The sequence below is a fragment of the Rhodospirillales bacterium genome (genome assembly GCA_023898785.1).
In the GTDB taxonomy this organism is placed as follows: domain Bacteria; phylum Pseudomonadota; class Alphaproteobacteria; order Micavibrionales; family Micavibrionaceae; genus TMED27.
Genome location: CP060239.1, coordinates 1,137,881 through 1,156,187, shown reverse-complemented (window position 1 = coordinate 1,156,187; position 18,307 = coordinate 1,137,881). Strand labels below are relative to the sequence as shown.

The window sequence follows — 18,307 nt, the reverse complement described above, 5'->3', positions numbered from 1 at the left end:
CAGGTGATCACGCCACATCCGTATTGCCGCCACGCCGTGTTCGGGTGCGATCCTTATACGCGCCTTCCAGCTCCGGCTTGCCAAATAAATACCCTTGCCCGTAATGCAAATCAAAATCGAGCAATTTCCGCATTTGCTCTTCGTTCTCTATTTTAGTCGCAATCACGCCGATGCCATTAGCTTCAAGTTTTCGTTTTGCTTTATGGAGCGCGCTAAATTCTTTTCCGCCATTTTGCGCAGCAGCTAGCAATTGCGCCGCGTCAATCTTTACATAGCGCACTTTGAAGTGCTGTAAATCCGCCACATCGATTTGCAAGCTGCCGACATGATCGAGCGAAAAGCTGCATCCGAGCCTTCCCAGCCCGCGCATAATTTCCAGTAACGCCGGAGGCATATCATCAAAATCACGCTGACGGATTTCAAAAATAAGCCGTGGCGCCAGTTCGCGGTTTTTCGCGACAAAACCAAGCAGGCGTTTCATAAACGCTCCATTCTTTAATGTCGTATTTTTAACATTAATAAAAAACGGTGCGGCGCGTTTGATATGTGCGCTTTCGCTTAAAGTTTTCAGGCAATGCAGCAACAATAGATTATCAACTTTATCATCAAGATGATCCTGCTCGGCAATCGCCATATAACGGCTGGCAGGCAGATATTGACCGGGCCGTGCACGAATGCGTGCAAACATTTCATAAAAACGTGTCTGGCGTTGGGGCAGGCGCTGTATAGGTTGCACAAACACATCGACGCGCTCTTCATGCAAAGCATGATGGACCAGCTCACGCACAATGCTATCGCTCAAATCTTCAAAATTTTCGCGGCTATTTTGTGCCGGTATGATTGGAGCGCGGCTACGCGGTTTGACCGCCCGTGGAGAGCGAGGCAATTCTTTGTAATCCAGACCAAGGGGTAAAGGTGCACGCTTGCTCGGCATATCTTCGCTTGCCACGGCGGCTTGCGGTTGCTCACATGGGTCGTCATTACGGACCTTGCATTTAAGCGCTTCAATGTCGCGCGTATTTTTTGCCATGTCTTTTACAAGTGCGTCTTGTCTGTCTTTCAGTGTTTTAAATTTAAACGATGCGGCCTGTTGCCAAAAGCTGCGCTCATGCGCTTCGGTTTCAATTATGCCCATCAGCCCGAAAATCCCCAGTCCCAAGAGCGCCAGCGGGATGGAAATAAAACTCAGCAGCATAATGCAGAGCGTCGCCCCAAACACGCCCGCAACCAGCCACGCCCGCGGCCAGTTCTTAAATCCGCGCTTTGTTTGCTTTTGCCTGCGCTGTTGTTTTTTACGCGCCATGATCGGCCCCCACGGCTTGAGCAATGTTGTCGAAACCATCAGCTTTCAGCAGTGATAATAACCCGCGATTAATAGCGCTGGCTACATATGGCCCTTCATAAACCAGGGCGCTGTAAAGCTGAACCAGACTCGCCCCGGCCTTTATTTTCTCATAGGCCTGAGCAGCATTGCCCACACCGCCTGCGCCAATTATAGGGATTTTCCCCTTGGTCAGGCGATAAAAATTGCGCACGATGCCCGTAGATTTATCGCCCAAAGGCTGGCCGCTCAGCCCGCCTTTTTCGGCGGCAAAATCGCTGGGCAAGCCAGCTGGCCGCTCCAGCGTCGTATTGGTCAGGATCACCCCGTCTATTTCAGCTTCTAACGCAACCTGCGCCAGTTCCTCCTGCTGTCCCTCATCCAGATCAGGCGCCAGTTTCACCAGCACCGGCGGCGGATGTTCGCCGCAGGCTTTGTGCCGCTCTTCTTTGACAATGGCCAGAAGCTCAAGCAATGGCTCCCGGCTTTGTAAATCGCGCAAACCCGGTGTATTGGGTGAAGAAATATTAATCACCATATAATCGGCCATCGGCCCCAGCATCCTGATGAGTGCGCTGTAATCCTTCGCCGGGTCGCTTTGACTTTTATTCATCCCGATATTAAGGCCGACAACGCCGCGTGGCCGATCTTTTTGGCTAAGGAATTTTTCAAGATTGGCCTTAAACGCGTTCATCCCGGCATTGGGAAACCCCATCCGGTTGATCACCGCTTCGCTGGAAGGATCACGAAAAATGCGCGGCTTCGGGTTGCCGTGCTGCGGTCTGGGTGTCACTGTGCCGGCCTCAACAAATCCAAACCCAAGCTTGAAGGCCGGACCAATAACCTCGGCATTCTTATCAAATCCTGCGGCCAGCCCGACCGGGTTGGGAAACTTTAACCCCCATAAGGTCTGCTCCAGCTCGGGTGCATCAATCTTCGGCGCAGACGGGACCAGTCCGGCTTTCAAAGCGTGAATTACTGCCTTATGCGCCTGTTCAGGCGCCATCAAAAATACAAACGGACGAGCAAGCTTATAAACGTCAACCATATTACTGGTTTAAGGCATTTTTCTGATAAAATCCATGCCCGTCTTCACGTATCCCCAGCCGGTGATGAGCGTCAGCACCGCCGCGCCCGCCAGCGTGATATTTCCGATCAGTGTCGCAAGGAAAACATACGGCCCGACGATCAAAAAACCCAATGCCGCCATCTGCAGCGTTGTTTTCCATTTCGCCAGCCTGGTCACGGGAAGCTTGACGCCTTTTGGTCCAAGATATTCACGCATCCCCGAAACGGTAAATTCCCGCACGATAATAATAACGACCGATAAAACCATCAGCCCGTCGATCCGCCCCACCGCCACCAGCATCAGCATAATGGTGACGACAAAAACCTTGTCGGAAATCGGATCGATCATCGCGCCGAATTCGCTCTGCAGGTTAAAGCGCCGCGCAATCCATCCATCAAGAAAATCCGTCACCGCGCCGATGATATAAAGGCCAAGGCACGTCCACGCCGCCCATGCGAACGGCAGGAAGAACAACGCCACCATCACCGGCAGCAAAGCCATCCTGCCAATCGTCAATATATTCGGAATCGTCCACATCATTGGAACATTAGAATGTTGGAATTTTGGAATGTTAGAAAAAACGAAACATATTCGTTCCAATATTCTAAGATTCCAATGTTCCTAAATTCCATCACCCGCTCGCCGCTTGGCTGGCCGCTTGCGGGTCGCGCAGCACATAGCCGCGGCCCCAGACGGTTTCAATATAGTTGTCACCATCAGCCGCATCCTGAATTTTCTTGCGCAGCTTGCAGATAAACACATCGATAATCTTTACTTCCGGCTCGTCCATCCCGCCATAAAGATGGTTCAGGAACATTTCCTTGGTCAGCGTCGTGCCCTTACGCAAGGATAGCAGCTCAATAATCCCGTATTCCTTGCCCGTCAGATGCAAAGGCGAACCGGCAACTTCAACCGTGCGCGTATCCAGATTAACCTTAACCTTGCCGGTTTCGATAATGCTCTGTGAATGGCCCTGAGAGCGCCGTACAATCGCCTGAATCCGCGCAATCAACTCGCGCTTGTCAAACGGCTTTGTCAGGTAGTCATCGGCGCCATACCCTAAGCCTTTGATTTTATTGTCAAGCTCCGTCAGGCCCGAGAGAATCAAAATCGGTGTTTCCACCTTCGCATCGCGCAACGCCTTCAAAACATCATACCCATCCATATCCGGCAACATCAAATCGAGAATAATGATGTCGTAATCGTAAATTTTCCCGATTTCCAGCCCATCTTCACCCAAATCGGTCGTATCGATGATATAGCCTTCGGATTTCAGCATTAATTCTATGCTTTTGGCGGTTGAGGTGTCGTCTTCTACGAGGAGTACGCGCATGGTATTGATTCCCTTGTGTTTTTCGATCTGTTCAGTTCGTTTTCAAGTTTTACGAGGGGGGCGTTGCACCATGCCGCGTTAAACTTTCTTAACAACTATATTAACAAATATTAACAAGGTTAACAAATTCTTTATTTGGGATGGATATTCTTTACGGCGCAGGGGTGGTGGGTGGTTGTTGTGCAATTTTAAGAGCTTTCTCTGCAATCTGTATAGCCCCTTTTTCTATCAGCATAAAATCTTTCGCTCCGGCGTTCTTCGCCATATTTTCTGCGTCAGCAAGAATACTGCCGTCTGAAATAGCTAGAACGGGAACGTTCCGAACAGAACTAACAAGAAGTTGCAACGGAGTGATACCACCTGACAAAGCCCTCATATCAGCAACAACAACACCAACCGCATGTTGGGGTGCCTCAGTGATCCAGTCATACTCCCTGCCATCATAGCTTGCCATCCGATGCACAACGCCCCGCTTATTAAAGGCTTTTTTGAGGCAATTCAAAAAGCCATCTGAACCGCTTTGCGCGCGCTCTATGTCCGTAACAATAATGACGTCCATGTGAATATATCCAAATTATTAATATTATGTATAATAAAAAACCCATAACCAATGCAAGCGTTTTATGAGCCGTCATTTCCATTCGTTTTTTGAAAAGCGTTCTGTATACTGGAAACCATGGACCGTTTAGCACAGCAAATGGATGCCCGCATCAAGGGCCTCACGCAAACCGAAACCTATGGCGAGGTTACGAAGATCCTCGGCCTGCTGGTAGAAATCGTAGGCTTTGGCGCTGGCCTGTCAATCGGTGCGCATGTACATCTGCGTCCCAATAAAAATCTTAACGTCCCTTGCGAGGTTGTCGGTTTCAAAGACGGCCACGCGCTACTGATGCCTTTTGGCACCCTTGATGGTATTGGGCTGGGCTGCAAAGCCTATATTCAGGATACGCCTCCCGTCATTACTCCGGATGAACGCTGGCTTGGCCGGGTGATTAACGGTATGGGCGAGCCGATTGACGGTCTCGGGCCACTGCCCCAAGGCGGCTATCCGGTCCCGCTGAAAAACAAACCGCCGTCGCCCCATTCGCGCCAGCGCCTCGGCAAGCAACTTGATCTTGGCGTGCGTGCGGTCAACACCTTTTTGGCTACCTGTCAGGGCCAGCGTATGGGCATTTTCTCCGGCTCCGGCGTTGGAAAATCCGTTCTGCTCTCGATGATGGCGCGCTATACGGCGGCCGATGTTTCCGTGATTGGCCTCGTCGGCGAGCGCGGGCGCGAGGTGCAGGAATTCCTCGAAGATGATCTCGGTCCCGATGGCCTCGCGCGCTCGGTCGTGATCGTTTCAACCGGTGATGAACCGGCCCTGATGCGCCGTCAGGCTGCCTATATGACGCTGGCGGTCAGCGAGTATTTTAGATCGCAAGGCCGTCAGGTCCTCACTCTGATTGATTCTGTCACCCGCTTTGCCATGGCCCAGCGTGAAATCGGACTGAGCGCAGGAGAGCCTCCCACCTCCAAGGGCTATCCGCCCACCACTTTTGGAGAACTTTCACGGCTCTTGGAACGCGCCGGGCCCGGAGCGCCAGGCGAAGGCTCCATTACGGGGCTGTTTTCCGTGCTGGTCGAGGGCGACGATCATAACGAGCCTATCTCCGATGCGGTGCGCGGAATCGTCGATGGGCATATTGTGATGAACCGTGAGATTGCTGACCGTGGCCGCTACCCGGCGATCAATGTTCTGAAATCCGTGTCTCGCTCGATGCCCGCCATCCTCACCGACGAGCAAAACGAAATCATCAAACGCGCCAAACAAGTCGTGACCACCTACGAAGACATGGCTGAGCTGATCCGCCTCGGCGCATACCGGCGTGGCTCGGATTCTACGGTGGACGAGGCGCTGGTGCTCTATCCTCAGATCGAAGAATTCCTCACCCAGCATAAAGACGAGCGTACCACCATTGACGAAAGCTTCGCCCGCCTCGCCCGCATCTTAGGGGTAGGATATGGCTAAGAAGAGCAAACGTAAGGTTAAACTATGGCGGCTGATGGCGCTGATCGTGCTGGTCAATCTCGCTTTTTTTGTGTTTTATGATGTGCAAACCAATACCGTATGGGGGCTAGATAAAATATTACAGGCGATGGGGTATAATCACCATGGCTAAACTCAACGGATTAATCCGCGTTCATAAACACGCTCTTGATCAAAAGCAAAAATTCGTGGCCGAGCTGTACCGGCAGGCCGAAGAGCTGGAGAATCAGAAAACCACGCTGCTCAATCAACTCGATGAAGAGCGAGAAAAAATCCAGGAATTCGGTGTCGAAATGTTGTCTTATTTTGGTCCCTATTCTGAAGCGGTCAAGGAGCGCGTCATCGAGATAAACGAGGCCGCTACGGTCCTGGAATCGCGCATCGAAATCGCCCGCGAAGATATGCGCGCGGCCTTTGCCGAACTCAAGAAAATCCAACTTACGCAGCAAGCCCGTGAAAACGAGGAAGAAAAAGAACGCAACAAAAAAGAGTCCGGCGAACTCGATGAAATCGCCATTGAAGGGTATCGGCGGCAGCAAAGGGATGAATAGCGTCATTGCGAGGAGGCCGATAGGCCGACGCGGCAATCCAGAACTGGATTGCTTCGCTCTCGTTGGTCGCGCACAATGACACGGTACAAATTAGGCGCTCACGCCCAACACATTGTCCTGATTTGTCGAAACCGTAACCCAGCTTTCCGGTTGTGTCTGGAACAACAATTCACCTGTAACCCCGCTATCGCGCAAAGCGCGTGCATACACCCGCCGCATCTCGGCGCGTGTCGCTTCGCTAAAATTGTCTTCCGTGCGCACCACCAGATCCAAACGCTTACCCATATCCGACACTGGACGAAACAACCCGTCGAGCTGAACTTTGCCCATGGCATCCAAAGACAGGTCAAAAACAAACCGTGTGCCTTTCAGAGGCGAGAGCCCATCCTCTTGTTCGTCATGCTCATGCTTATAATAAAGCCCGATTTTATGCATATCGCCCTCGTAATACAAAGGGATATTCAGCGCCCGCCAATCTTGCCCCATCGGCTCACGCGCCACGCGGGCCATTACCGCACCATCGCTGAGCAGGCGGCTTAAACTGTGCCCGCCTTTCTCGCTTTTAAGAATGCTGGTCGCTTTCTCGCCAAGCCACGATCCCAAATCACCGCCGCGTAAGGCTGCCACAAAAAACATAATCGCCGGGCCAAGCTGTGCCGGAGCGCCGGGTGAAGGGGTCACATTCACCATTGCCTGAGCAGTTTGTGGCACCGCGCGGGCCAAAAGCTGCAAGGCCTCATCCAGCGCTGGCCAGGGCTGCGGCGTAAGAAAAGCAGACAACGGAATTTCTTGGGGCAGGGCTGGCGGCGTGACAAGCATTTGCGCACTTGATGGTGAAACATGCGGTGTGACCTGAATCTGCGTACCGATCGTGACGCTCTCGGACGGGAATTGCAGCGTGAAAAGCTGTTCATTTCCCAATTGCTGAAAAAACACACTGATCACCGGCAATGTATCAGGCGTCACCGCTGTCACAACGCCCACAAGATTTCCGGCATTTTGATTGTGCATGATCAGCATCTCAGGCTTTGTTACTTGCAATGTGCCCGGCGCAGGCGTTTCAACTCCAAGGCTACCTGAAAGGATCTGCACATCCGGCGGTAAGATTTTCGCAATCACGACATCCAAAGCCTGGGGCTTCACGAGCACTGGCGCAAGCGGCTGTAGTGGCTGCACACGTGTTGGCGCAGTGATAGTCGAAACGGGAAGAGGCGAAGATACAAAATCCGCTATTGGCAGAGGCAAAGCAATCCTAGGCGCCGGGGAAAAGGGAATGCTCAAAACACGCGTCTGTACAGGAGCGGGAGTCAGGGCAGGGGCGCTATCTGTCTCGGGAACAACAAGCGCGATATTTTGAGAAAACACTTGCGCTTGCGGTATAGGAAAACTTTGTGGCGCTGTTATGGCAGCAGGTAAAGGCGTGTTTTGTGTTGGCTGCGTTAATGGTAATGGCCTCGCTGATACTTCTGGTACTGGCTGCGTAAGTGGTGCAAGCGTTTCAAAAACCTCTGGCGCAGGTAGGGTTGCTGGACGCTGAATATTCAGGACCGCCTGCGAGATCTCTGTTTCTGCCTGACGGGCAAGTATATGCGTTTGAAAAACGGCTGGCTGAATTACTACTTGTACTGCCTGCTGAATCAGATCGGGCAAAGCCGGAAGGCTTTGCAATGCCCGCGCAGGAAGCGGTTGTAAGCGCACGACCGATCCTTCCGGTGGTAGGCTTTGCACCACCTTTTCACCCGCATTTTGCCCGTGACGGACATCGGCGGGTAAAGGCGGGCGGGGCGGCGCAGGCGCTTGGCTTTCTCCGCGCACATGTACAGCCACCGGCGTGGCGCTGGCACGCGCCGGTGGAGGGGAGGCGGCAGGCGGCGCAGGCGCTTCGCTTTCCCCGCGCACTGGTGCGTGCGGTAATGTTCTCACAGTTACATTTTCAGGCGGACGATCGGGAGTCTTGGGCGGCTGAATTTCAAGCTCAACGCGGGCTCCGCGTTCCGGCCTTGGTTGTCCTTCGCGAAGCTGTACATCCACATCTCCGCGCGGTGTGCGCACGCGCACCGAGCCGTCATCATTATGCCGCACCACTTCACCACGCAGGCGCAAAGCCGCCTTGCGCGTCTGCAATTCGGCGCGCACCTCGTTCGGCACGCCAATCAGCCGGGCATTTGGCTCGGACGCCGAAGCCGCCCGCGAAGATTGCCCCGGTGGCACTACGCCAACTGGAAATCGCGTTTCGTTCATAATGGAAAACAGAATACTGAAATGCTGAAATATTGGAAGCTGAATGATTGGAGTACAAACTTTTCCAACATTCCAACCTTCAATCACCCATCTGCCGCCGCCTTGCGGGCCTCGCTCATCGATTTCCACACATGCCGCGCAATGGCTTCAACATCTCCAGCAGCCTGCGCATTGGGTGAGCGGATCAGGATCGGCGTCTGGTGACGGATGGTTTCCTTGACTTTCGGGTCATGGCGTACCAGTCCGGCCAAGGGCGGCTGCAGGCGCAGGAAGTTCGAACAGGCCTTGAGCAGAGTCTTATAAGTCTTCTCGCCTTCCATCTCGCTGGGAGCCTGGTTGACCACGATGGAAATATTCTTCGACATCCCCGCCGCATTGCCCAGCTTGATAAACGCATAAGCATCGGTTAGCGAGGTCGGCTCATCCGTCGTAATCAAAATCGTGCGCATCGCCGTGGCCGAAAGCATCCGCACGGTGCGATCGACGCCCGCGCCAAGGTCCGCAATCACAATGTCGTAATTATCGGCCACTTCCAGCAACTGATCGCGCAAATGGGCCAGCCGTTGCGAGGGCAGGGAAGACAGCGAGGCCTGCCCCGACCGTCCGGCGATAATATCAAACCCGCCTTCATCATAATGCTGAATGACTTTATCAAGGCTGAGACGTCCGCGAATCACATCATTCAGATCGCGTTTGGGCATCAACCCCAATTGCACGTCCACATTCGCCAGACCCAAATCGCCGTCAAACAGCAAAACCTTTTTGCCCATCTGTGTAAGCGCCTGTGCCAGCGTCACGGAAAACCATGTTTTTCCAACGCCGCCCTTACCGCTGGCTACAGCCAGCAGATTCTTCCCGCGGCGAAAGCTCGGGGCCTTGGTTCTGGCTTCGACGTGTGTTTGCGTATCACTCATTGATGTGTTCCTGCTTTGCGGGGCGTGGGGCTGTGTCGTGACCGGTTCGCACTTTCATTTCGATACGCGCCGGGCATGAACAGTCTAGACAAATTTTTCGGATTAAGCGAGACGAAACCATCGGCAACTTTCGGAGTATTCGAGGCATCGGCAAAGCTAAGTCCGCCATGATGCGCTGCAGACAGCAAGCCGCCGAGCCTGCGCGCCATATCCACGCGGGAAGGCACCAGCGTATGCGCACCGATCGTGGAAAATACGCGGCCAATCTCGCCGCACTCTTCCGCATCCATCCCGCCGGGCAAAACGAGATAAGGCTCAATCGGAGCCGCGCCGATCAACCGCGCCAGCTTCCGAATATCATCGGTGTTGAACGGATTCATTCCGGCGGTATCGATAATGATTTGGTCATACCCTTTAAACCCTGCCACTGCTTTGGCTAAAGCCTCAGGGCTTTCCGCTGCCTTCAAATCCGTGCGCAGCAGCTTTGTGAAAGCGGCCAACTGTTCAAGCCCGCCAGCCCGCACCGTATCGGTTGAAATCACGCCGACCTTCAGCCCGTTCATCACGCCGCGCGCCGCAGCCTTTGCCGCAGCCAAAGTCTTCCCCGAACCCGGCGGACCGACAAACATCAACGCTTTGCTGGTTACACCTTGAGGCAGGGGAGTAAACTGAAACAAATGCTCCATCGCCGCGACCAGCGCCACACCGGGTTGTTCAAACCCGACCACGGTGGCGCAGGAGAGAATCTGGTCCATTACATCTTCGGGCACCGCATGGCGGAGCATCGCATCGGTAATTTCTTCGGCCACCGCCGATTCTTCATCCTCCTCATCATATTGCAACCACGTATCGGCGGAAGGAGGAGCGCTCCGCCCATGTGTTTCAAAATTCGGCCCGCCAAGATCGCCAGTGCCAAAGCCTGTATCATCAAACGCCCGTTCGTCATAATCGCCGGGGTCAATCGCCGCGGTCACGCGCACCGCGCCCCCGCGTGAAGGCCCGCCGCGCTCCTCGCGCGTCGCCAAAATGATTGCATCTTCGCCCAAAGCCTCACGGACCATATGCATCGCCTCTGTCATGGTTTTGGCATAAAAGGATTTCAGCCGCATGTGTGTATATCTTACTCAAGCAAATTATAAACGCAACTTAGTGTAGCACACCACCATCTTCCATAAAAAGCGGGATATGCCTGTGGATGAGTAGGGGATAAATAAAGGCTTTTTGAGAACATTGTTGACATAATAACAAAATTTAACTATATTCTTACTATATTCAAAATATGCGTTTAAAAGGATAAAGGGCTCCGTGCTAGATACGCCAACAAAATTCACAGTTGATGCGAGCGATATAATTGAACAACTCCCGCATTTACGTCCGCGTTTGCTTGACTTGTTCGGCAAAGTTTCGCGTGTCTACAGCAGATCAGATGTAAGAAGTCATTTAGCTGTAATGCCTAATATGTATTACATACTTTCAAGTGGTCATTTTGCCGGAGATGGAAAAAAATACACTGAAGTTGGAAAGCTTAACCGAAAATTTGATTTTTCATCCTCTAGCTCTGCCCTGAGAGCGAGAACAAAACAAGATATTGGCGAGCGTTATACTGAATTGGAATTGGGTAGTGCGTTATACTACGAGAGATTAGTCAGTATATCAGCGAACTTAAAAGTTGTTAAAGGCAAGGGTGGCCTTGAAACCACTTTGGAAGGATTTAATCTGTCCGAAATCGGTTTGCGGGAGCCGCAAACAGCGCAACAAGCGCAGGCAGTTCTGGATGCGATGAGTTCAGCTCTAGAAAGCCTGAAAAGTGGAAAGCATGTTGAAGACAGAATTTTTAGTTTAGCTAGGTTAAGAAAGTTTCTAATCTCAGAAGGTATTGAGCCGGTTGAAGGTTTCCCGGTAAAACGTTTAGAGGATTTCGACGCAGAGCTTCTAGAAAAGGTCAGCCAGGGCGTTGCCCGAAGAGTGGCGCCCTCCCAAACTCCTCCGCCTTCTTCGCTTGAAGTCATTTAATTAAAAAACATCCCCATACATTTGTTCGCCTTAAACCTGCCCCAGCGTCTTAATTCGCGTTTCCTATCGTCATTGCGAGGAGGCCGCTAGGCCAACGCGGCAATCCATCTTATGCGGATAGTTTCAGAGATGGATTGCTTCGTCGCTTACGCTCCTCGCAATGACGACTTTCTAAAAAAACTCTGCGCCCTCTGCGTCTCTGCGGTTAAAAAATTAAACCTGCCCCAGCGTCTTAATTCGCGCTTTCGGGTGAATTTCGTTCTGGCTCATCACCACCGTCTGCGGGCGGAAACGCTCAATCACGGACCGCACATAAGGGCGGATCGCGGGCGAGGTCAACAGCACCGGCGTTTCGCCCTGCATGGCCAACTCGTCATAACGCTCGCGGATCACGGTGATAAAATCCTGCAACTTCGACGGCGGCATGGCAAGTTGCTTTTCTTCGCCATCGCCCATCAGCGCATCGCCGAACGCATGCTCCCATTCCGGTGTCAGGGTGACCAGCGCCACCACGCCCGAAGCATTCGTGTTGGAATCACACAGCTGGCGAGCCAGGCGGGAGCGCACATGCTCGGTGATATGCGCGATATTTTTGGTAAAGGCGCTGGCCTCTGCGATTCCCTCCAAAATCGCCGGCAAATCGCGCACCGAAACCCGCTCGCCCAGCAAATTCTGTAACACGCGCTGCAGTCCGCCGACATTAATTTGCGAGGGAATAACATCCGCTACCAGCTTCTGATACTCTTTGGGCAATTCATCGAGCAATTTCTGCGTCTCGGCGTAATTCAGCAGATCCGGCATATTGTCTTTAATAATCTCGGTAATATGCGTGGTGATCACCGTCGGCGCATCGACTACCGTATAGCCTTTAAAATGCGCCTCTTCTTTATATTGCTCATCAATCCACATCGCGGGCAAACCAAAGGTTGGCTCCACAGTCGCCTCACCGGGCAGGGTAATTTTCGCCCCCGTCGGGTCCATGCACATATTCATATTGGGCCGCACCTCGCCGCGCCCGGCTTCGATCTCTTTGACCCGCACAACATACGTATTGGCCGGAAGCTGCAAGTTATCCTGAATGCGAACCGCCGGAAGCACATAACCCATATCCTCGGCAAGCTGTCGGCGTAGCCCTTTGATCTGATCGGTCAGCTTGTTGCCCCCATCCCCTTGCACCAGCGGCAAGAGGCCATAGCCCATTTCCAGGCGGATCGTATCCATCGCCAGCGCTTTGGAAATCGGCTCTTCCGCCGGAACGGGGGAACCGGGCGCGCCGGGACGCATCGCAGCAGCAGTGGCGGCTTTTTCTGCTTCCTCTGCTACTGCCAGCCGTTGAAAGGAGAAATACGACATCACGCCAGTGACAGCGGCCAAAGTCACAAACGGCGCCGCCGGAATTGCCGGAACCAGCCCCAAAATCAACATCAGCACCGCACTCATCGCCAAAGCCCGCGGATATGCGCCAAATTGCTCGAATAAAACCTTTTCTGCGGACCCCGCAACCCCGGCCTTGGAAACCAGCAGACCAGCGCCGACAGACACAACCAGCGCCGGAATCTGGCTGACCAGCCCGTCACCAATGGTCAATATTGTATAGGTCGAAGCGGCTTCACCCAGCGACAGCCCTTCTGAAACAGTGCCGATGACAATCCCGCCGACAATGTTGATAAAGGTAATCAGCAAACCCGCAATCGCGTCTCCGCGCACGAACTTGGCCGCACCGTCCATCGCCCCGAAAAAGGTGCTTTCCTGCTCCAGCTTTGATCGCCGCTCCTTGGCTTCGTCTTCGGTAATAAGCCCGGCGGATAAATCCGCATCAATCGCCATCTGCTTGCCCGGCATAGCATCCAGGGTAAAGCGTGCCGCGACTTCGGCGATTCGCCCCGAACCCTTGGTAATCACGACAAAGTTCACAATCACCAGAATGGCAAACACAATCGCGCCCACCACATAGCTGTCCTGAATAATAAACGTCCCGAATGCGCCAATCACTTGCCCTGCCGCATCCGATCCCGTATGTCCTTCCGATAAGATCAGCCGCGTCGAGGCCACGTTCAGCCCAAGTCTGAGCGAAGTTGCCACCAGCAAGACGGTGGGAAATGTCGAAAATTCCAGCGGCGCGCGGATAAACAGCACCGTCATCAAAATCATCACCGAAAACATGATCGAAATCGACAGGCCAACATCGAGCATAAAAGTCGGCATCGGCACCAGCATGAACATGATGATTCCGATAATCCCGAAGGCGAACAGAACGTCGCTGCGGAAATACGGTGCCAAAGCGCCCGCCGCGCTATTCATATTCATACCGCCACCCATGCGCACCGGCGCAGCCGGAGAAGCGGCTTTCTGAGCGGGAATATTGGAACCGGATGAATCAGCCATGACTTACGTTCTGCAAATAACCTTGTGATGTCATTCCTGCGAAAGCAGGAATCTATGAAACGCAACAACACACCCCGATTATTATCAGGGCACATATCGCCATTCTATCTGCGTGATGAAATTAAGGCAAATGAAAGGAGTTAAAGAGGTTGGTTATCCATTTGTAGGCCCGCTTGGGCCTTCTAGTGCTGGAGTTGCTGGTTTGGCTGCAGGCGTATTGGAGACAACTTTATGTTCATCTGTTAGACTCGGCACGCCATCAAGCCCCGCGCCGGAAGTTTTTTCAACTTGCGGCGTTGTATATACTGAAGTATCTGCAACCATGGTTTCTTCCGGCGCATCCTCCCCGCCGCCCATACTGCCAAAGAATCCCATGACCGTATTTTTAAGACCCGCAAGCATGCCCGTGATGCCGGAAAGATCAAAGCCGGTGAATTTTGAAATCATCTGGCCAAAGCCACCACTTAGTTTTTCAGTAATGTCATCAAACCAGCTTTCAGCATGACTTTTAAGGCCGCTGAAATCGCCGCTCATAATCATCGCCATAAGATCAAGACTTTCCGTAGGCCTATCAGCAGGTTTTCCATCGGGCTTAACCTTGCCATTGATAACATCGGCCAGTTTGCTCGCCCCGTTATCGCCAGCGAGCATGGCGGCAATCTGTGTTGGACCTTTAAAGAGAGAAAAATATCCAGCAGCTTTGATCGCTTCAACGACCGCATCCGGACCTTTCTCTTGCGCGATTTTTGCGATGTTCTCGGCTGTTAGATCATCTTTTGTCAGAGATTTGATGCCTAGGGCCGCATTATTCAATGTGTCGGTTAATTTATCGACGGTCGACTCTGCGCCGTCAACAACGGTTTGAACGATCGCCCCTCGCTTTTCATCATCTTTGAGTGTCTCAACAACGGCCTGACCGGCATTTTTCGCCGCCGCACCGAGCTGTTCAAGCTTGCTGTCTTCTTCAGACATCATTCACACCTTTATTATTCTCTATTATATGGCCGTTTTTTTGGACCTTTTTTCGTGTTCCCATTATGAAGTCCAAACCTTAATAAAACCTTAATACTAGCCCAAAAGCCTGCTTAACCCTTGCGTGCCGTTGCCAAATGCGCCATGCTTCTTGTAAAATTTGAAATCAAAACAAGGAATCACATCCATGGAAATTTTTGTCATTGTCTTTGTCGGCCTGTGTATCTTGCTGGTATTCAAGGGGATCAAATCCGTCCCTCAAGGCTATGAATTTACCATCGAACGCTTCGGCAAATACATCCACACCATGGAGCCCGGCCTGCATTTCATCGTGCCCTTCGTCGATGCCATCGGCGCAAAAATGAACATGATGGAAACCGTTCTTGATGTCCCCTCGCAGGAAGTCATCACCAAAGACAATGCGCTGGTTCAGGTTGACGGGGTTGTATTCTATCAAGTTTTGAACGCCGCGCGCGCCGCTTACGAAGTGCTCGATATGGAGCGCGCAACGCTCAACCTGACCATGACCAATATCCGCACGGTGATGGGCTCTATGGATCTCGACGAACTCCTCTCCGAGCGTGATGCGATCAACGCCCGCCTGCTGTCCATCGTTGATGAAGCGACCGAGCCGTGGGGGATCAAAGTGACCCGGATTGAAATCAAAGATATTACCCCGCCGCGCGATCTGGTTGATTCCATGGCCCGCCAGATGAAGGCCGAACGCGACAAACGCGCCACCATTCTGGAAGCCCAGGGCTTCCGTCAGGCCGAAATCGAGCGGGCCGAAGGGGAAAAGCAAGCCGCAATTTTGGAAGCCGAAGGCCGCCGTGAAGCCGCCTTCCGAGACGCCGAAGCCCGCGAACGTGAAGCCGAGGCCGAAGCCAACGCCACGCGCGTGGTCTCTGAAGCCATCGCCAAAGGCGATCCGCGCGCCATCAACTACTTCGTCGCGCAGGACTATGTCGGCGCGCTCGGTAAATTCGCCAATTCGCCGAACCAGAAAATTCTGATGATGCCGCTCGAAGCCTCCGCCGTCATCGGTGCTCTGGGTGGCGTCGCCGAAATCTCCAAAGAACTCTTCAGTAAAGATGATAAAAAGGTAGCGTAACCCATGGAATTATTTGTCTATAACCTCGAAGAAATCGTTTATTGGCACTGGCTCGTGCTGGCCGGGGTGTTCTTTATCCTCGAAATTCTGTCGATGAGCTTCTTCTTTCTGTGGATCGGCGTCTCCGCCGTTATCATGGGCGTTTTGGTACTCATCGCCCCGGAGGTATCCTGGCAATTACAGTTCTCAATCTGGGCTGCGCTCTCTGTGATCGGCGCGGTCGGCTGGCGTGTTTACAAGAAAAACAACCCCAACGCCATCAAATCCGACCAACCGAACCTGAACAAGCGCGGCGATCAATATGTCGGGCGCACCTTCACTTTGGCAGAACCAATCACCAACGGTTTCGGCAAGGTCAAAGTCGATGATTCCATCTGGAAAGTGGAATGCAAAACCGACCTTGAAGCAGGCGCAAAAGTCAAAGTCGCCGCCGTCGACGGCACAGTGCTACAGGTCGAGGCGGTAGAATAGGAATATCGGCAAGATTATCTCTTGATAGCAAGACATCAATCCGGCTCGTTCAACGGCTGAATTGGAGCGTCCGTCCGCACCGTTTCAAGAAAATTCCGGCAACTCCTTTGAAATTGCTCAAAAGGTGTCGGGCGTACATTCGGCATATCGGGGCAGCGCGTATCGCAAAAATGGTCCCGGGCAGGAGGAGCGCTGCTCAAAGGTTGTTCATGACCACGTATCGAAATCACCTCCTCTTTATGACCATGCTATGATCAGCGCCGCGCACAGTCAAGGTTATGGCAATTTTTATCCAGAGCTTTGTCAGAACATACCAGGATCAAAGGGGGAGAATGTTTTTTAAAAAAGCTGTAAGCGAATAAGTAGAAAAAGCCGAGTCAAAACTCAATAGAACTCCGAGTGGAACGAATTACCCCCCGCTCGCGCTGGTCGGCACAGCCACACCTTCGTCTTTATAGGCGTTAAGCTTATTGCGCAGCGTTCTGATCGAAATGCCCAGAATATTCGCCGCATGGGTACGGTTGCCCAGACAATGCTCCAGCGTGTTGATAATCATATCACGCTCAACATCGGCGATCGTCCGGCCAACCAGAGTGTCCACGCCGCCAGGATTTTCCACCGGCCCAGCCCCTTGAGCCGCCGCCACCGGCTTCGCTCCGGCGCCCCCAACGCCCGCCGGATCTAGCGCGGAAGCCGCCGTCTGCGCCGGAGTGCCAGTCTGAAATGCACCATCGGCCAGATGAATAGCATCGGCTTCCAGCTCATCCTCCACCGCCATCAAAATCGCGCGGTGCATGGTGTTTTCCAGCTCGCGAATATTCCCGCGCCAGCCATAGGTCTGCAACTTCGCTTTAGCTTCCGCCGACAAAACTTTTTTCTCAACGCCATTGGCCTGCGCATATTTATCGGCAAAAAACTGCGCCAGCGTTACGATATCTTTAGGCCGTTCCCGCAAAGCGGGCAGGGCGATATTCACCACATTCAACCGGAAATAGAGATCCTCACGGAACTCGCCTTTCTCAACCGACTTTTCCAGGTCGCGGTTCGATGTCGCCAGAATGCGCACATCTACCTTCACCGCATCGTTCGATCCGACGCGGGTAATCTCGCGTTCCTGAATAGCGCGCAGGAGCTTGGCCTGCAATGAAGGATGCATCTCGGAAACCTCATCCAGCAAAAGAGTTCCTGCATGAGCCTCTTCAAACTTACCGATCCTGCGCCCCGTTGCGCCGGTAAAGGCGCCTTTTTCATGGCCGAACAGCTCGCTTTCCAGCAAATTTTCCGGGATCGCCGCGCAGTTCACCGCAATGAACGGTCCCGAAGCGCGCTTGGACTTGCCGTGAATATACTGGCTCATCACCTCCTTACCCGTTCCGGACTCACCGGTGATCAACACCGTCGCCTCACTCGGCGCAATTTTGTCGGCCAGCGTCATAACACCTCGCATCGATGGATCATCGGCAATCATAGATCTTTGCTCTTCGCTCACCGCTGCCAGCACCGCCGCGATCAAATCCGCATCCGGGGGCAGGGGCACATATTCCTTCGCACCCTGCTCAATTGCCTTCACCGCCGCGCGCGCATCCGTGCCAATCCCGCAGGCAATCACAGGCATATGAATGCGCTCGGCCTCCAGCCGGTCAATAAAACTACGGATTTTTTGCTTTACATCGACCATCGCCAGATCAGCACCTTTACCATTCAAAAGAGCACCAATAGCTTGCTCCGTATCCTCACAATGAATAACCTTCGCGCCTTTTTGCAGAGCGATTTTTCCAGCCTGAGAAATATAACCTTCCAGTTGTCCGATGATCATTAAACGCATTTAAAGTAAACTCCCGTAAAACTCGTAAGCTATAACAATACCATGCGCCACAGTGTGGACAAGTAAAAGAAG

General features: G+C 52.9%; 17 protein-coding genes. 6 read left to right on the top strand and 11 right to left on the bottom strand.

The window, feature by feature from the left end; genetic code table 11:
- Positions 1 to 7: 7 nt before the first annotated feature.
- From H6859_05860 to H6859_05840, 5 genes are all read right to left on the bottom strand, one after another.
- On the bottom strand, positions 8 to 1,342 hold the full coding sequence (locus tag H6859_05860) for an EAL domain-containing protein (GenBank protein ID USO04693.1): 1,335 nt from the start codon (positions 1,340 to 1,342) through the stop codon (positions 8 to 10).
- On the bottom strand, positions 1,293 to 2,369 hold the full coding sequence (locus tag H6859_05855) for a quinone-dependent dihydroorotate dehydrogenase (protein ID USO04692.1): 1,077 nt from the start codon (positions 2,367 to 2,369) through the stop codon (positions 1,293 to 1,295). Before H6859_05855 ends, H6859_05860 begins: the two co-directional genes overlap by 50 nt.
- Positions 2,370 to 2,378: 9 nt before the next feature.
- The gene (pgsA, locus tag H6859_05850) at positions 2,379 to 2,927 is read right to left on the bottom strand and encodes a CDP-diacylglycerol--glycerol-3-phosphate 3-phosphatidyltransferase (GenBank protein ID USO06712.1); all 549 of its coding nucleotides are present in this window, start codon (positions 2,925 to 2,927) and stop codon (positions 2,379 to 2,381) included.
- Between the two features lie 94 nt (positions 2,928 to 3,021).
- Positions 3,022 to 3,723, bottom strand: a complete 702-nt coding sequence (locus tag H6859_05845; protein USO04691.1) for a response regulator transcription factor — start codon at positions 3,721 to 3,723, stop codon at positions 3,022 to 3,024.
- Between the two features lie 151 nt (positions 3,724 to 3,874).
- Positions 3,875 to 4,282 carry a hypothetical protein gene (locus tag H6859_05840; protein ID USO04690.1) on the bottom strand — a complete coding sequence of 136 codons (408 nt, stop codon included), beginning with the start codon at positions 4,280 to 4,282 and terminating at the stop codon, positions 3,875 to 3,877.
- Between the two features lie 117 nt (positions 4,283 to 4,399).
- Here H6859_05840 and fliI point away from each other — a divergent pair, with 117 nt between their 5' ends.
- The 3 genes from fliI to H6859_05825 are packed head-to-tail and all read left to right on the top strand — an operon-like array spanning position 4,400 to position 6,303.
- Entirely contained in the window at positions 4,400 to 5,734 is a 1,335-nt protein-coding gene (gene fliI, locus H6859_05835) for a flagellar protein export ATPase FliI (GenBank protein ID USO04689.1), read from the top strand.
- Positions 5,727 to 5,885 carry a hypothetical protein gene (locus tag H6859_05830; GenBank protein USO04688.1) on the top strand — a complete coding sequence of 53 codons (159 nt, stop codon included), beginning with the start codon at positions 5,727 to 5,729 and terminating at the stop codon, positions 5,883 to 5,885. The genes fliI and H6859_05830 overlap by 8 nt, the downstream gene beginning before the upstream one ends.
- Positions 5,878 to 6,303 (top strand): flagellar FliJ family protein, encoded by a 426-nt coding sequence (locus H6859_05825; protein ID USO04687.1) that lies wholly within the window; start codon positions 5,878 to 5,880, stop codon positions 6,301 to 6,303. Before H6859_05830 ends, H6859_05825 begins: the two co-directional genes overlap by 8 nt.
- 90 nt (positions 6,304 to 6,393) lie before the next feature.
- On the opposite strand, the gene H6859_05820 is transcribed toward H6859_05825, so the two are convergent.
- The 3 genes from H6859_05820 to H6859_05810 are packed head-to-tail and all read right to left on the bottom strand — an operon-like array spanning position 6,394 to position 10,567.
- The gene (locus H6859_05820; GenBank protein ID USO04686.1) at positions 6,394 to 8,673 is read right to left on the bottom strand and encodes a hypothetical protein; all 2,280 of its coding nucleotides are present in this window, start codon (positions 8,671 to 8,673) and stop codon (positions 6,394 to 6,396) included.
- Positions 8,628 to 9,458 (bottom strand): MinD/ParA family protein, encoded by an 831-nt coding sequence (locus tag H6859_05815; protein USO04685.1) that lies wholly within the window; start codon positions 9,456 to 9,458, stop codon positions 8,628 to 8,630. Before H6859_05815 ends, H6859_05820 begins: the two co-directional genes overlap by 46 nt.
- The gene (locus H6859_05810; protein USO04684.1) at positions 9,455 to 10,567 is read right to left on the bottom strand and encodes a GTPase; all 1,113 of its coding nucleotides are present in this window, start codon (positions 10,565 to 10,567) and stop codon (positions 9,455 to 9,457) included. Before H6859_05810 ends, H6859_05815 begins: the two co-directional genes overlap by 4 nt.
- A 196-nt stretch (positions 10,568 to 10,763) precedes the next feature.
- On the opposite strand from H6859_05810, the gene H6859_05805 reads away from it, so the two are divergent.
- Positions 10,764 to 11,471, top strand: a complete 708-nt coding sequence (locus H6859_05805; protein USO04683.1) for a hypothetical protein — start codon at positions 10,764 to 10,766, stop codon at positions 11,469 to 11,471.
- A 213-nt stretch (positions 11,472 to 11,684) separates the two neighbouring features.
- Here the strand turns inward: H6859_05805 and flhA are convergent, their stop codons facing one another.
- On the bottom strand, positions 11,685 to 13,856 hold the full coding sequence (gene flhA / locus H6859_05800) for a flagellar biosynthesis protein FlhA (protein ID USO04682.1): 2,172 nt from the start codon (positions 13,854 to 13,856) through the stop codon (positions 11,685 to 11,687).
- A 153-nt stretch (positions 13,857 to 14,009) separates the two neighbouring features.
- Positions 14,010 to 14,831 carry a hypothetical protein gene (locus H6859_05795; protein USO04681.1) on the bottom strand — a complete coding sequence of 274 codons (822 nt, stop codon included), beginning with the start codon at positions 14,829 to 14,831 and terminating at the stop codon, positions 14,010 to 14,012.
- A 184-nt stretch (positions 14,832 to 15,015) separates the two neighbouring features.
- Between H6859_05795 and H6859_05790 the strand changes: the two genes are divergently transcribed.
- Together H6859_05790 and H6859_05785 are read left to right on the top strand one after the other, a co-directional pair.
- A complete protein-coding gene (locus tag H6859_05790; GenBank protein ID USO06711.1) occupies positions 15,016 to 15,939 on the top strand; it encodes an SPFH/Band 7/PHB domain protein in 924 nt (307 codons plus the stop codon).
- Positions 15,940 to 15,942: 3 nt separating this feature from the next.
- Positions 15,943 to 16,410: an NfeD family protein gene (locus H6859_05785; GenBank protein USO04680.1), complete on the top strand. Its 468-nt coding sequence runs from the start codon at positions 15,943 to 15,945 to the stop codon at positions 16,408 to 16,410.
- Between the two features lie 409 nt (positions 16,411 to 16,819).
- Here H6859_05785 and H6859_05780 read toward each other — a convergent pair whose 3' ends face one another.
- A complete protein-coding gene (locus H6859_05780; GenBank protein ID USO04679.1) occupies positions 16,820 to 18,235 on the bottom strand; it encodes a sigma-54-dependent Fis family transcriptional regulator in 1,416 nt (471 codons plus the stop codon).
- Positions 18,236 to 18,307 lie beyond the last annotated feature (72 nt).

Excerpts from the sequence above, each read along its gene's own strand:
- H6859_05860 (USO04693.1), bottom strand. The coding sequence starts at position 1,342 with ATGGTTTCGACAACATTGCTCAAGCCGTGGGGGCCGATCATGGCGCGT.
- H6859_05855 (USO04692.1), bottom strand. The coding sequence starts at position 2,369 with ATGGTTGACGTTTATAAGCTTGCTCGTCCGTTTGTATTTTTGATGGCG.
- pgsA (USO06712.1), bottom strand. The coding sequence starts at position 2,927 with ATGTGGACGATTCCGAATATATTGACGATTGGCAGGATGGCTTTGCTG.
- H6859_05845 (USO04691.1), bottom strand. The coding sequence starts at position 3,723 with ATGCGCGTACTCCTCGTAGAAGACGACACCTCAACCGCCAAAAGCATA.
- H6859_05840 (USO04690.1), bottom strand. The coding sequence starts at position 4,282 with ATGGACGTCATTATTGTTACGGACATAGAGCGCGCGCAAAGCGGTTCA.
- fliI (USO04689.1), top strand. The coding sequence starts at position 4,400 with ATGGACCGTTTAGCACAGCAAATGGATGCCCGCATCAAGGGCCTCACG.
- H6859_05830 (USO04688.1), top strand. The coding sequence starts at position 5,727 with ATGGCTAAGAAGAGCAAACGTAAGGTTAAACTATGGCGGCTGATGGCG.
- H6859_05825 (USO04687.1), top strand. The coding sequence starts at position 5,878 with ATGGCTAAACTCAACGGATTAATCCGCGTTCATAAACACGCTCTTGAT.
- H6859_05815 (USO04685.1), bottom strand. The coding sequence starts at position 9,458 with ATGAGTGATACGCAAACACACGTCGAAGCCAGAACCAAGGCCCCGAGC.
- H6859_05810 (USO04684.1), bottom strand. The coding sequence starts at position 10,567 with ATGCGGCTGAAATCCTTTTATGCCAAAACCATGACAGAGGCGATGCAT.
- flhA (USO04682.1), bottom strand. The coding sequence starts at position 13,856 with ATGGCTGATTCATCCGGTTCCAATATTCCCGCTCAGAAAGCCGCTTCT.
- H6859_05795 (USO04681.1), bottom strand. The coding sequence starts at position 14,831 with ATGATGTCTGAAGAAGACAGCAAGCTTGAACAGCTCGGTGCGGCGGCG.
- H6859_05790 (USO06711.1), top strand. The coding sequence starts at position 15,016 with ATGGAAATTTTTGTCATTGTCTTTGTCGGCCTGTGTATCTTGCTGGTA.
- H6859_05785 (USO04680.1), top strand. The coding sequence starts at position 15,943 with ATGGAATTATTTGTCTATAACCTCGAAGAAATCGTTTATTGGCACTGG.
- H6859_05780 (USO04679.1), bottom strand. The coding sequence starts at position 18,235 with ATGCGTTTAATGATCATCGGACAACTGGAAGGTTATATTTCTCAGGCT.